The 13,420-nt window shown below is 72.3% G+C and carries 9 protein-coding genes; 4 read left to right on the top strand and 5 right to left on the bottom strand.

Annotated features, from left to right (window positions below):
- The first annotated feature begins 154 nt into the window (after window positions 1-154).
- Both IEY33_RS12675 and IEY33_RS12670 read left to right on the top strand, forming a co-directional pair.
- Window positions 155-2,665, top strand: coding sequence for a transglycosylase domain-containing protein (locus IEY33_RS12675; RefSeq protein WP_188963630.1), 2,511 nt, complete (start codon window positions 155-157; stop codon window positions 2,663-2,665).
- 429 nt (window positions 2,666-3,094) lie between these two features.
- Window positions 3,095-4,084, top strand: coding sequence for an NAD-dependent epimerase/dehydratase family protein (locus tag IEY33_RS12670; protein WP_188963629.1), 990 nt, complete (start codon window positions 3,095-3,097; stop codon window positions 4,082-4,084).
- Window positions 4,085-4,458: 374 nt separating this feature from the next.
- On the opposite strand, the gene allE is transcribed toward IEY33_RS12670, so the two are convergent.
- The 4 genes from allE to IEY33_RS12650 form a co-directional block, all read right to left on the bottom strand.
- Window positions 4,459-5,256: a (S)-ureidoglycine aminohydrolase gene (gene allE, locus IEY33_RS12665; RefSeq protein ID WP_188963628.1), complete on the bottom strand. Its 798-nt coding sequence runs from the start codon at window positions 5,254-5,256 to the stop codon at window positions 4,459-4,461.
- Window positions 5,253-6,506 carry an allantoate amidohydrolase gene (locus IEY33_RS12660; RefSeq protein ID WP_188963627.1) on the bottom strand — a complete coding sequence of 418 codons (1,254 nt, stop codon included), beginning with the start codon at window positions 6,504-6,506 and terminating at the stop codon, window positions 5,253-5,255. The genes allE and IEY33_RS12660 overlap by 4 nt, the downstream gene beginning before the upstream one ends.
- A gap of 37 nt (window positions 6,507-6,543) precedes the next feature.
- On the bottom strand, window positions 6,544-7,932 hold the full coding sequence (locus IEY33_RS12655) for an aldolase/citrate lyase/malate synthase family protein (RefSeq protein WP_229670992.1): 1,389 nt from the start codon (window positions 7,930-7,932) through the stop codon (window positions 6,544-6,546).
- A gap of 81 nt (window positions 7,933-8,013) precedes the next feature.
- A complete protein-coding gene (locus IEY33_RS12650) occupies window positions 8,014-8,853 on the bottom strand; it encodes an undecaprenyl-diphosphate phosphatase (RefSeq protein WP_188963626.1) in 840 nt (279 codons plus the stop codon).
- Window positions 8,854-9,012: 159 nt separating this feature from the next.
- On the opposite strand from IEY33_RS12650, the gene IEY33_RS12645 reads away from it, so the two are divergent.
- Entirely contained in the window at window positions 9,013-10,059 is a 1,047-nt protein-coding gene (locus IEY33_RS12645) for a S66 family peptidase (RefSeq protein ID WP_188963625.1), read from the top strand.
- 33 nt (window positions 10,060-10,092) lie between these two features.
- Here IEY33_RS12645 and IEY33_RS12640 read toward each other — a convergent pair whose 3' ends face one another.
- Window positions 10,093-10,878, bottom strand: coding sequence for an alpha/beta fold hydrolase (locus tag IEY33_RS12640; RefSeq protein WP_188963624.1), 786 nt, complete (start codon window positions 10,876-10,878; stop codon window positions 10,093-10,095).
- A gap of 99 nt (window positions 10,879-10,977) precedes the next feature.
- Here IEY33_RS12640 and dnaX point away from each other — a divergent pair, with 99 nt between their 5' ends.
- Window positions 10,978-13,380, top strand: coding sequence for a DNA polymerase III subunit gamma/tau (gene dnaX / locus IEY33_RS12635; protein ID WP_188963623.1), 2,403 nt, complete (start codon window positions 10,978-10,980; stop codon window positions 13,378-13,380).
- Window positions 13,381-13,420 lie beyond the last annotated feature (40 nt).

Genomic DNA, 13,420 nt, shown 5'->3' with positions numbered 1-13,420 from the left:
CAGCGAGTCGCCGTTCTTCGAGCTGGGGGCGGGTGTACCTGGAGGGCTGCCAGAGTGCCATGTCCCAGCCAGTGTAGCAACCTGAATTTCTACCGGTCTCAATATTCTGTCTGCAGACGGTCATGACCTATCCCTCCCTCCAGGCTGGCCCGCCATGCGGCTGATCACGAACCTCTTCAGGACCCTGCTGATCCTGGCCCTGCTGGCCGGGGTGGGCCTGCTCGGCATGCTGCTGCTGTGGCAGGGCGACCTGCGCCGCGTGGACGACCTGAACGTCCTCGAGTACGGCGGCAAGGCCACCGTCGTCGACGCGCGCGGGCAGGTGATCGGGGCGCTCACGCCGTCCCTGTCGAGCGGCGCGCGCGTGAACCGCGACCTGCTCAAACAGGGCGACATGAGCCCCTGGCTGCGCAGGGCCGTCGTGACGAGCGAGGACACGCGCTTCTACCAGCACGGCGGGCTGGACCTGCGCGGCCTCGCGCGGGCCGTGGTGGCGAGCGCGACGGGCGACCAGCAGGGCGGCAGCACCATCACGCAGCAGGTGGTGCGCAGCACGCTCCTCGCCGACATCGGGCAGGAGAAGACCCTCACCCGCAAGCTCAAGGAAGCCCTGATGGCCGTGCAGGTCGAGCGGCGCTTCAACAAGGAAGAGATCCTCACCGCGTACCTGAACGTCGTGTACTGGGGCGTGGGCCGCACCGACCTGCTCGGCGCGCAGGACGCGGCCCGCACGTACTTCGGCGTGAACGCCCGCGACCTGAACCTCGCGCAGAGCGTGTACCTCGCGACGCTCCTCCCGAACGCCCGCCGGTACAACGACTACGCCGCGTACCGCCCCCTGATCCGCAACATCCTCGACCGCATGGTGCAGGACGGCCGCGCCACGCGCGCCGAAGCGGACGCCGCGTGGCGCTACCCGCTGAGGCCCGTCGGGTGGACCGTCCGCTACGACGGCAACGGCCGCCTGCTGTCCGCGTCGCTCAGCGACCGGGATGCCAAACGCCTCCGTTCGCCCGCCCCGCAGGTGCGCTTCGCGGACGGCTTCCTGGACGCCGTGGAGCGCGACCTGTCGGAACGGCTGGGCCGCAGCGTCCTGTACCGCTCGGACGTGACGGTGTACACCACCATGGACCGGCAGGCACAGACGAGCGCCGAGAACGCCAGCCTGCGCGCCCGCATCCCGGACGGCGCGACGCTGGGTCTCGCCCTCCTCGACCCGCAGAGCGGCGACGTGAAGGCCATCGTCGGCCAGAAGCTCGGGGACGGCGTGCTGGAGCAGTGGAACAACGCCACGCGCGCCCGCAGGCAGGTGGGCAGCAGCATCAAACCGCTGCTGTACACCCTGGCCCTCGCGAAAGGCTGGAAGCAGTCCGACACGGTCCTCGACGCGCCCCTGGACGGCGACTACCAGCCGAAGAACTACAGCGGCACGTACACGGGGCGGCGCGTGACGCTCCGCTACGCCCTCGACCACTCCCTGAACCTGCCCACCGTGCGGCTCGCGCAGCAGCTCGGCCTGAACAGCTTCGTGTCGAAACTGCGGGAACTGGGCCTCTCCCCCGCCCCGGACACCGGCCTGCCGCTCGCCATCGGGGCGCTCGAAGCGAGCCCGCTGCAGATGGCGGCCGCGTACGCGCCCTTCGCGAACGGCGGCACGTACTACGCGCCGCGCCTCATCACGCGCGTCACGGAGGGCGGCAAGACCATCCTGACCGTGAACCGTTCCGGCGGGCAGCGCGTGTGGGACGCGCAGACGGCGTACCTGGGCCTGGACCTCATCCGGGGCGTCGTGAACGACCTCACGCCCGCCCAGGGCGGCCTCGGCTGGAAGGCCCGCATCGACGGGCGCGAGGTGGGCGGCAAGACCGGCACCACCAACGACATCCGCGACCTGTGGTTCGCGGGCGTCACGCCGGGCCTCAGCGGCGCGGTATGGGTAGGCCGCGGCGACAACACCTCCCTGCCCGCATCCGCGTACAGCGGCGACGTCGCCGCCCCCATCTGGCAGGCAGCGGCTTCCGGCACGCTGGACGGGCAGCCCGCCGCAGCGTTCCAGGCGCCCGCCGACATCGAGTTCCGGCGCGTGCGCGGCGTGCAGATGGCCTTCAAGGTCGAGCAGAACGGCGGCTTCCTGGGCGGCCTGTTCGGCGGGAACAGCTCGCCCGCGCAGGACCCGGCCACGCAGGACCCGCCCGCGCCCAGCCGCACGGACGAGCAGCAGGCGGCCGCCGAGCAGGCCGCACGCGACCGGGCCGCGCAGGAACAGGCCGCGGCGGAACAGCAGGCGGCAGAGCAGGCCGTCGCCGAACAGGCCGCCCAGGAGCAGGCCGCGGCAGAACAGGCGGCGCGCGATCAGGCCGCGCAGGAACAGGCGGCCGCCGAACAGCAGGCCGCTGCCGAACAGGCCGCGCGTGACCAGGCGGCCGCAGAGCAGGCCGCACGCGATCAGGCCGCGCAGCAGGCCACCCCGGACCAGAACGGCACGCAGCCCACCCCCGACCCCACCCAGACCACGCCCGGCGACACGCAGAGCGTTCCCGGCGACCTGCAACCCCTCCCCGACCAGAACGGCACGGATCAGAGCGGCACCCAGAACAGTACGGACGGCAGCACGACCGGCACGGACTCCACCGTGCCCGGCGCCCTCACCTCCCCCGGCCAGTAAAGGGCGGAAGGGCACGCCACACCCGTCGACGGACCGCATGGAGCACAATCTGGCCGTGCGTGACCCTGTTGCCGGCAGTGTTACGCGAACGCAAAAGCGCGTCCGAGAAGCGCACGTGAACGGAATCGTTCCTCGGCCCCTCCTTCGGGTCTCCCCGGCATGGCGGCGCTTAGCGATGGCTTTACGCCTGCTGGCTCAAAGTAAAGAAGAAAGAGGTCGTGTCGGCTCGGCAGGGTCACCTCGGGCCGGCCGGGTGGCCTGAACGTCAGCTCTCACGGCACGCATCACCGTTGTCATCGAAGGAAAATTAAAGTAAAATCCGCCTGAATTCATGATTTTGACCGATTCATTGCAATCAACCTGCTGTCGTTCACGCCCGGCCGTGAACGGACTTCAAGCGCCGCCCCACACCCGACCCTGAGGTTTACCGTGAAACTCGCCCTGGACGCCAAAATCCTCGTGACCGGCCACAACGAGATCGTGGGGCGCTCCATCGTGCGGCACCTGCAGGGCCTCGGGTACACCCGCATCGTCACGCGCGACGACCACGCGCCCGGCAGCTGGGAACCCGCCGCCGTCAACGCGTTCTTCGAGGAGCACCTGCCCGACTACGTGTTCCTGCTGCCCGTCAGCCTCAGCGGCGACGACCGCCTCACGCCCGCCACGTGGCTGCGGCACGCCCTCATGATGATCACCAGCGTCATCCACGCCTCGTACCTGTACGAAGTGGACCGCCTGCTGTGCATCGACTGCGACCCGACCCTCTTCGACCCGACCCTGCAGGACCCCGCGCCCGGCGAGGACGACTACCTGCAGGCCGAACTCGTCGCCGAGAGCCAGCGCGCCCGCGAGGCCGCCGGGACCATCATGACCGAACTGTGCGACAGTTACCGCACCCAGTACGGCTGCCACTTCTCCAGCGCCCTCGCGGGCGGCCTGTACGGCCCCGGCCTGTGGCTCGACGCGCCACGCGGGAACCTCGTCAGCGCCCTCTTCCGCAAGGTCCTGCGCGCCAGCGACACCGGCCAGAGCACCGTGCACCTGTACGGCCACAGCAGCTCCCCCTGCGACCTGCTGTACATCGACGACCTCGCCGACGCCTGCCTCTTCCTGATCGAGCACCTGTCCGAACCCGGCACGCTCGTCATCCGCCCACACGAACGCCACACCCTGCGGCAACTCGCGGACACCGTCAAGGCCGTCACCGGCTACCACGGCGAATTCAGCTTCGACACGCCCACCCCCGACCCGCGCGCGCCCGAACGCCGCCTCCTGCACCGCAACATCCAGCGGGACGACGTCGCCGAACTCGGCCGACTCGGCCGGGCCGGCTGGACGCCCGAAACCACCCTCGAAGGCGGCTTCCGGAAAACGTACCGATGGTTCCAGCGCCACCGCATCGAAACCACGCACACCTGATCCGGTTTTGAGCTGAACTCCAAAAGTTCAGCCGAGCGGAGCGAGCATCAAAAACTACGGTTTTGAGGAGGTGGAAGCGGTCAGGCGTCCTGTAGGGCGTCCGTTCTGCCCAAGAAGGGATGTAGGTGCTGTTCCCGGCATCCCTGGAACCGGATCAAAACCGTATGACCCGGACCGTCAAGACCCGCCCCCCGATCAGCCACGCGGGGGCATTCCCATGCTGTTCCGGACACAGCAGCACGGCCCCCAGCGCAGGCGGTGCGTCTCTGTGCCGACAGGGCCGGCGGTCGGGGGCGGCCCCTCCCTCTTTCTAGATTCGGTGGTGCGTCTCTGTGCTGATGGGGCAACCGGTCGGGGGCGACCCCTCCCTCTTTCTAGATTCGGTGGTGCGTCCCTGTGCTGATGGGGTTCCTGTTCATGTCCTTGTACAGCAGGTACTTGCTCCACTCGCGGCCCAGCGCGGCGTACCACTGCGGGCAGTGCGCGCCCATCCAGATCACGTCGCCCGTCTGCACGGCGTAGTAGTGCTCGCCGAGCTTGTACAGGCCTTCGCCTTCCAGCATCAGGAGGCCGTGCTCCATGTAGTGCACTTCCGTGTACGGGAGGCTCGCGCCGGGCGCGAAGCTCATGGTGGACACCATGAAGTCGAAGTGCAGTTCGTCCGGCAGGAGTTTCCGGGCGAGCAGGTGATCGTCGCCCTCGAAGGGCGTGCCGGGCACGTCGCGCTCGTTGCCCCAGTGCACGTCCGGGACGCGGCGCGCGTCGGCGGGCTGACCCTCCTCCGGCTGGCCTTCCTCCGGCTGGAAGGGCTTCTCGAAGACGCTCACGCGGGCGGGCGCGCCGGACGTGAGGGTGTGCGGCCGTCCGGCGGGCAGGTACACGTAATCGGAGGGGTGCAGGGTGCGCGTCTCGCCGTTCACGGTGACGTTCACCTCGCCGTCCAGCACGAACACGAAGCGCTGCTGCAGGGAGCGCGGGGCGTGCACGGTCGTCCCGGCCCGCAGTTCCGCCGTGAACTGCGTGAAGCGCGCGCCCGTCCCCATCACGGGCGAGATGTGAACGATGATGCCCGCGTCTCCCCATTCGGCCATGCGGGTGCGGACGAAGGTGTCGGGCGTGATGAGCGCGTGGTCCGTCAGGTGACGGCTGCGGGTGACGCCGAGGTGCTTCACGCGCCCCTCCTGGGCAGGTTCAGCAGGAAGTGCCACGCGACCTGCAGGGCCGCCTGCACGTCCTGGCCGGACACCGTCTCGTCCGGGTGGTGGCTCAGGCCGCCCGGCGTGCGCAGGAACAGCATCGCGGCGGGCATGGCGCGCGCCACGATCATGGCGTCGTGCCCGGCGCCGCTCACGAGTTCCGGCGCGTCCAGCCCGGCGGCGTGCGCCGCGCGGTGCAGGGCGGCGCGCAGCGCGTCGTCGAGAGGCACGGCCGGAATGACGGTCAGCACGTCCAGGCTGACCTGCACGCCGCGCGCCGCGCCGATCCGTTCGAGGGCCGCGTGCAGGTCCGCGAGTTTCCGGGCGCGCAGCGTGTCGTCCGCGTGCCGCAGGTCCAGCGTGAGTTCCGCGCGGCCCGGGATGACGTTGGACGCGCCGGGGAAGGCCTGCACGCGGCCCACGGTCGCCACGAGGCCCGGCGTGTCCTGCGCGGTGCGTTCGGCCTCCAGCATCCATTCGGCGGCGGCGGTGAGGGCGTCGTGCCGCAGGTGCATGGGGGTGGTGCCCGCGTGGTTCGCGCGGCCCGTGAACGTCACCTTCGCGCGGTGATGCCCGACGAGGGCGCTGACCACGCCGAGCGGCTGTCCGGCCGCCTCCAGCACGGGGCCCTGCTCGATATGGAACTCCAGGAAGCCGAGGTGCTCGCCCGTCAGGGCGGCGTTCGGCAGGCGCGCGTCGTCCAGCCCGAAGTCCCGCATGGCCTGCCGCACGCTGACGCCCGCCGCGTCCGTCAGGTCGAGCAGGTCGGCGGCCTGCCCGAGCGTGCTGAGGCTCCCGATGAACGGCACGCCGAAGCGCACGCCTTCCTCCTCCGTGAAGCCCAGCACCTCCAGCCGGTACGGGAGGATCGCGCCCGCCGCGCGCAGCGCCCCGGCCAGCGCGACGCCCATCGTCACGCCGAGCAGACCGTCGTACCGCCCGCCGTCCGGGACGGTGTCGAGGTGCGACCCGATCAGGAAGGTCGGCGCGTCCGGCTGCGCGGCGGGCAGCGCGGCCCGCCAGTTCCCGGCCTCATCCACGCGCACGTCCAGGCCGAGCGTGGTCGCCCAGGCGCTCAGGTCGGCGTGCATGGCGGCCGCGGCGGGACTGAGGAAGGTGCGCTGGATGGTGCCGGGCACTTCGGTGTGCTCGCAGAGCGCCGCGACGCGCGTCATGAGGTCGGCCGTGAGGGCCGCGAGGTCCGGCGGGGTGAGGGTGGCGGTCATGCCTCCATTCTGCCAGGGTGCGGTCCGGCCTGGACGCTCAGGGTGCGTCGGGGAGGGCCGCCTCGGGAAAGAGGGTCTCGGCGACCGCCGGGAAGTACGCTGCGGGCGTGTCCGTCAGCACCAGGGCGTCCAGCAGTCGCGCGGCGGGCGCGTCGTCCGGCTGCTGTTCGCGCCGCAGGTGCAGGTACGCGTCCCGGTCCAGCAGGCCGCGCGCGTGCCAGTGCTGCAGGTGCGCGCGGGCGAGTTCGGCGGTGGCGGTGTCCTCGGAGCGTCCGGCGCGCGCCACGTCGCCCACCCCGGCCAGCCACGCGCCCAGCACGGCGAGCGCCACGCCCAGCGCGTCCCGCACGGCCTCCTCCGGCACGTGCGCCGCGAACGGCAGGTCGAGGGCCGCCGCGCGGTGATCCTCCGGCCGTGGGGGCGGGGCGGGGGTGCGGAAGGCGTCACGGACGGCGCCGAGCAGCTCCGTACGGCCTGCCCAGGCGGCCACGAAGCCCTGCGCGGCCTCGCGGTCCTTGTCGGCGCGCACGGCGTCCAGGGCGGCCCGGTCGCGGCCGGGGTCCCCGGTCAGGGCCACGGCGGCCGTGCCGCCCACCGCCTGCGCGCCGTGCGCGGCGCACACCGACACGATCTGCCGCGCGTACGCCTGCATGGACGGCTCGTTCATCCCGAGCCGCGCACGTTCCGGCAGCGGGGCGGGCAGGTGCGGCCCGAGGTGCTTGACGACGCTGAACACGTAATCCCAGCGGCCCGCGTTCAGGCCGTACGCGTACCCGCGCAGTTCGTGCAGCAGCGCCTCGGCGCGCAGCAGGCCGGGCAGCGTCTCGATCTGCAGGCACACGCGCACGCGGCCTTCCGGCAGCTGCAGCCAGCGTTCCGCGAGCGTCAGCGCGTCCCGCCAGAAGCGCGCTTCGGGCACGCTGTCGATCTTCGGGAGGTACAGCAGCACCTCTCTTGCCCGGAAGGCCGTCATGCACGCGGCGAGGTCCAGCAGGCCCGCCACGGCCGCCCGGCCGTTCAGTGTGGCGCGCGGCTCCCGGTGGGCGAGGGGCCGCACGCGCGTCAGGAACACGCCCGGCAGCGCGGCGTACGCCGGGAAGTTCCGGTACGCGCGCCGCAGGTTCCCGGCGCGCGGCGAGAACACGTCGTCCAAGTCCAGCACCACGGCGTCCGCCCCGCTCTTCAGACCGTGCCGCACGGCCGCGTCGTCGTGCGCGGCCACGATCAGCTCCACCCGGCGTTCCCGCAGGACGTCCGGCACGTCTGCCGCCCGCCACGCGTCCACCGCGAGCGGCGCGAGGTCCGCGGGCAGGTCGGCGGGCGTCCAGCGGGCCGGGAGGGCCAGGGCCTCCCAGGTGGGCATCAGCCGGTCGTGCAGGTGAACGGCGAGCGCGTGCGCGTCCGGGGAGAGCAGGTCAGCGGGCATCACCGGCCAGCATACCGGCCCTGACAGGGCGCCGCCCGGTCAGCGGGGACCGGGCGGCGCAGACAGCTCACGGGGCAGGGATCAGGTGTGGGTGATGACGCCTGCCCCGACGAGCACCAGGATGACGATGCCCGCCACCACGCGGTAGATGGCGAAGCCGCGGAAGTCGTTGCGGGACACGTAGCGCAGCAGCCAGCTCACGGACGCGAGGGCCACCACGAACGACACGACCGTCCCGGTCAGGAGGGCCGGGGTGCCGCCCGCCACCTGCGACAGCGTGTCGCGCGCCTTGTACAGGCTGTACAGGCCCGCCGCGCCGAGCAGAGGGATGCCCAGGAAGAACGAGAAGGCCGTCGCGGTCACGCGGTTCATGCCGGCCAGCAGGCCGCCCACGATGCTCGACCCGGAGCGGGACGTGCCGGGGAACAGCACCGAGAACACCTGAGCGACGCCCACCCACAGCGCCTGCCGCAGCGTGATGCGGTCCAGGTCCGGTTCCGCGCCCTCCTCGGTGTGCGCGGTCGTGGCGCGGCGCTGCTCGATGACGTACAGGATGATGCCGCCCACGATCAGGCTGATGGCGACGACGGTGGGCGTGAACAGCAGGCCCTTGATCTTCTTCTCGAACAGCAGGCCGATCACGGCGGCGGGAATGCACGCGACCACGATGTTCAGCCAGAAGCGCAGGGACGGCTGGTCGCCCCGGAACAGGCCCGAGAGCTTGCTGATGAGCAGCTTCCAGTAGTAGAAGACGACGGCGAGGATCGCGCCGAGCTGGATCACGATGGTGAAGGTCTCGCCCGCGTCGCGGTACCCGATCAGGTTCTCCGCGACGATCAGGTGCCCGGTGGACGAGATCGGCAGGAATTCCGTGAGGCCCTCGACGACGCCGAGCAGCACGGCGCTCAGTTGCGGGTTCACGGGACGCTCCGGCGGAGCGCGGGGACGGGCACGGAGGTGAGGGCAGGCGTCATGACGTTCAGGCTAACAGGCGGGAGTAGCGCTTGGGTATAGCGGGCGGGCGGAGCGGTACGCCATCTGGCGCTTCCGGCGTACAGGGCGCGGGCCGTACCCTGCGGCATGAGCGTGATGTCTTTCGTGCGTCCGGCGGCCCTGCGTGAGGGGGACGTGGTGGCGGCCCTCAGTCTGAGCAGCGGGTTCGTGGCGCGCGTCCCGCACCGGTACGAGGCGGGGCGGCGGCAGGTGCGGGCCGAGCTGGGGTGGCGAGTGGTGCCCGCCCCGAACGCCCTGCGCGGCGAGGCGTACCTGTACCGCAACCCGCAGGCGCGGGCGGACGACCTGCACTGGGCGCTGGAGAACCGCGAGGTGGCGGGCCTGCTGAGCACGCTGGGCGGCGACGACAGCGTGCGCCTGCTGCCGCTGCTGGACCCGGCGGTCATCCGGGCGCACCCGAAGGTGTTCCTGGGCTTCAGTGACAGCACCGTGACGCACCTGCAGTTCCTGCGGGCGGGCGTGACGAGCTTCCACGGTCCGGCCCTGCTGACGGACCTCGCGGAGCACGGCGGCATGCACGGGTACGTGTCGCGCGGGGTGCGGCAGGCCGTGATGGACGCGCGCGGCTTCCGGCTCCGGCCCGCGCCGGAGTGGACGGAGCAGCACCGGGAGTGGCTGGACCCGGACCTGCAGGAGGTGCGGCGGACCTTCGCGCCGTCCGGGGGGTGGGTGTGGCTGCAGGGCGAGCGGCCCGTGCAGGGGCACCTGATGGGCGGGTGCCTGGAGGTGCTGGACATGCTGAACGGCACGCCCGGCTGGCCGGAGCCTGCCCTGTGGCGCGGCGCGGTCCTGTGCCTGGAGACGTCGGAGGACGTGCCGGCGCCCGCGCAGGTGGGGTACTGGCTGCGGAATTTCGCGGCGCAGGGCCTGCTGGCGGGCGCGGCAGGCCTGGTGCTGGCGCGCCCCAGGGGGTACACGCCGGAGCGGGTGGAGGCCCTGTACGGCTGGGTGCGGCGGGTGCTGTGGGAGGCGGGCCGGGAGGACCTGCCGGTGCTGGCGAACGTGGATTTCGGGCACACCAGTCCGCAGTTGACGCTGCCGTTCGGCGCTCAGGCGCGTCTCGATCCGGCCCTGGACGTGTTCGAGGTGCTGGAGGGCGGCGTGACCGCCTGACCGGAGGCGTGGCGGGCGGGTGTGTGCAGCTGGTCAGCCGTTCAGGAACGCCTCGACGAGCGTCCACAGCCGGTCCGGTTCTTCCAGCGAGGGCAGGTGCCCGGCGTGTTCCAGCACCTCCAGTCGCGCGTTCGGGATGAGGCGGGCGACCTCCTCGCCGTCCCGGACGGGGTTGAGCGGGTCGTGCCGTCCGCTGATCACGAGGGTGGGGGCGGTCACGCGCGGCAGGACGGGCCGGAAGTCGAAGCCTTCCAGGGCACGCTGCGCGGCGAGGTCCTGTTCGGGCGTGAGGGTGAGCCCGGCGGCGGCATGTTCGGCGGTGCGGGCGGCCAGGGCGTCCCGGACCGTCTGCGGCGTCTCCGGCGCGAAGATGCCGTTCGCGACGTACGCCTGCACCTGGGAGGGCGTCAGGCCGCGCACGGCGTCCGCGTGTTCCGCGAGGAAGCGCGCGACGGACGACGTCTGCCCGCTGGCTTTCGGGGTGATGAGCACGAGTCGCCGCACGCGGTCCGGGGCACTCGCCGCGACGCCCTGCGCGATGTAACTGCCCATGGAGCTGCCGATCACGTCGGCACGTTCCAGTCCGAGGGCGTCCATGACGCCGAGCACGTCGTTGATGTGGTCCTGCAGGGTGTACGCGGCGGGCCGTGCGGAGCGGCCGTGCCCGCGGCTGTCGATGGCGACGACGCGGAACTGGCGGCCGAGACGTTCGCGTTCGGGGGCGAGGGCGGCGATGTTGCTGCCCAGGCCGTGCAGCATGAGGACGGGCTGGCCTTGCCCGGTCTGTTCGACGTTCAGGTCCGTGCCGTTGACGTGCATGCAGTGAGCATAACACTCGCCCGCCGTTCCGCCCCTGGCGTGCCGCTGCCTGAGACGCGTTGCCCTTTCTTCCCCGCGTGCAGGCACTAGACTGTGGGCATGTCAGCCATCTACCAGCGTGCACGGCCCATTCGCTGGGATCAGGTGGTGGGTCAGGAACACGTCAAGGACGTGCTGAAGGCGGCGCTGGAGCAGGGACGGGTGGGTCACGCGTACCTGTTCTCCGGTCCGCGCGGCGTCGGCAAGACCACCACGGCCCGCCTCATCGCCATGACCGCCAACTGCCAGGGGGGCGGCCTGAAGCCCTGCGGCGAGTGCGAGAGCTGCCTCTCGGTGCGGGCCGGGAATCACCCGGACGTGCTGGAGATCGACGCGGCCAGCAACAACAGCGTGGACGACGTGCGCGAACTGCGCGAGAAGGTCGGGCTGTCCGCCATGCGCGGCGGCAAGAAGATCTACATTCTCGACGAGGCGCACATGATGAGCCGCGCGGCCTTCAACGCGCTCCTGAAGACGCTGGAGGAGCCGCCCGAGCACGTGATCTTCATCCTGGCGACGACCGAGCCCGAGAAGATCATTCCGACGATCCTGTCGCGCTGCCAGCACTACCGCTTCCGTCGCCTGACGCCGGAAGAGGTGGCGGGCAAGCTGGCGGGCATCGCGGCGCTGGAGGGCGTGCAGGCGGAACCCGAGGCGCTGCAGCTGATCGGGCGGCTCGCGGACGGCGCGATGCGTGACGGCGAGAGCCTGCTGGAGCGCATGCTGGCGGCGGGCGCGAGCGTGACGCGCTCCGGCGTGGAGGCTGCGCTGGGCCTGCCGCCCGGCGAGCAGATGCGGGACATGGCGGGCGCACTCGTGCAGGGCGACGCGGGCGGCCTGCTGGACGGCGCGGCCACCCTGTACCGCGCGGGCTACGCGGCCCGGACGGTGGTGGAGGGGCTGGTGACGGCACTCGGGCAGGCGCTGCACGCGGAGCTGGGCCTGGACGCGGGCGGCACGGCGCGGCTGGAGGGTGCGGACGTGCCGCGCCTGCTGCGGCTGCAGGCGGCGCTGGACGCACAGGACTCGCGGTTCGCGCGTGGCGCGGACCTGCAGAGCCTGGAGCTGGCCCTCACGCACGCCCTGATCGCGGGCGACAGCGTGGCAGGGGGGGTGGCAGGGGGAACGGCGCAGGCCGCCTCCGGCGCGGCCCCTTCGGCGGACGTGACGCAGCGCCTCGCGCGGCTGGAGAAGGAACTGCGGGACCTGAAGGCGGGCGGCTTGACGCTGCCGCAGGGACGGCCCGCGCCTGCCGCTGCGTCGGCGCTGGACGAGATTCCGCCACTGGACGCGCCGCGCCCGGCGGCCCGCACGGCGCCCGTGCCGGTCGCACCGGCCGGTCAGGGCAACTGGGCGGACGTGGTGAAGGCTGCGAACTCGCAGACGCGCGCCTTCCTGAAGCCCGCACGGATGCACGCACAGCAGGGCTACGTGAGCCTCAGTTACGACGACAAGAGCACCTTCCACGCGAAGCAGGTCGTCAGCAAGTTCGACGAACTCGGGCGGCTGGTCGCGCAGGTGTTCGGGCCGGTGACGCTGGAGGTGCTCGGGCCGACCCCCGAGAGCAGCCGCCGTGCACACGTGGGGGGCCGCGCGGGGACGCCCGCCGACCCGGCCCCGCAGACGGCCCCGGCTGTGCCGGTGGCGCAGGCTGCGGCTGCCCCGGCTCCGGCGCCCGCGCCGCGCCCGCAGCCGGTCACGCCTCCCCCGCTGGACGACATCCCCCCTTTCGGTGAGGCCCGTGGCAGGCGGGCCACGTCTCCCTCCCCCGTCTCTCCGACCCCCGTCTCTCCCGCCCCTGCCGCGTCCGCCGGACCGTCCCTGGACGACATCCCGGCCTTCGGTGCGCCCCGGAGCAGTCCGGCCCGGACCGTGACCGGTCAGCCGCCCACGAGTCCCGCCAACCTCGACGCGCGCGAGCCGGCCCCGCTGCCCGGCCCGGCCACCGGCGGAAACGCGCACGTCGCGGACACGCCGCCCCTGCCGCCAGACGCCATGCCGGAACCGCGCGGAGCGGACGCCACGCCGGAATCACGCGTGTACATCCCCCCCGAACCGATCTTCGAGGAGCCCGACTGGGACGACCTCGGCGGTCCCTTCAGCGCGGCGCCCGCCCAGCCCGCCACGCCCGCGCCCGCGCCGGAGGTGCGGACAGCAGCGGCCGTGGAGCGCGCCCCCGCCGCGCCGCCCCCGATCCCCATGCCGGACGTGCCGCCCGCACGGCCCCGCACGGCCCCGGGCGGCAGGACGGACGACGTGCGCCCCACCCCCGTGCAGACGCCACTGGGCGCGGACCTTCAGGACCTGCGCGGCCACCCGCTGTACCAGCAGGCGACGCGCCTGTGGCCGGGCCGGGTGCGGGAGGTCGGCAAGCTGAAACTGAAGGGCGACGCGGACCTCCCCGACGCCGACCCTCAGGATGCCGACCCGGCCGACCTGCTCGCGGACGACGAGTCCGCCTGACGGTCCCGGCCGTTCATGCGAAACAGACAAATCCGGTCCG

Source organism: Deinococcus aquiradiocola (assembly GCF_014646915.1).
GTDB classification, from domain to species: domain Bacteria; phylum Deinococcota; class Deinococci; order Deinococcales; family Deinococcaceae; genus Deinococcus; species Deinococcus aquiradiocola.
The sequence above is the reverse complement of the archived record's forward strand: the minus strand, read 5'-3'. Positions and strand labels throughout refer to the sequence as shown.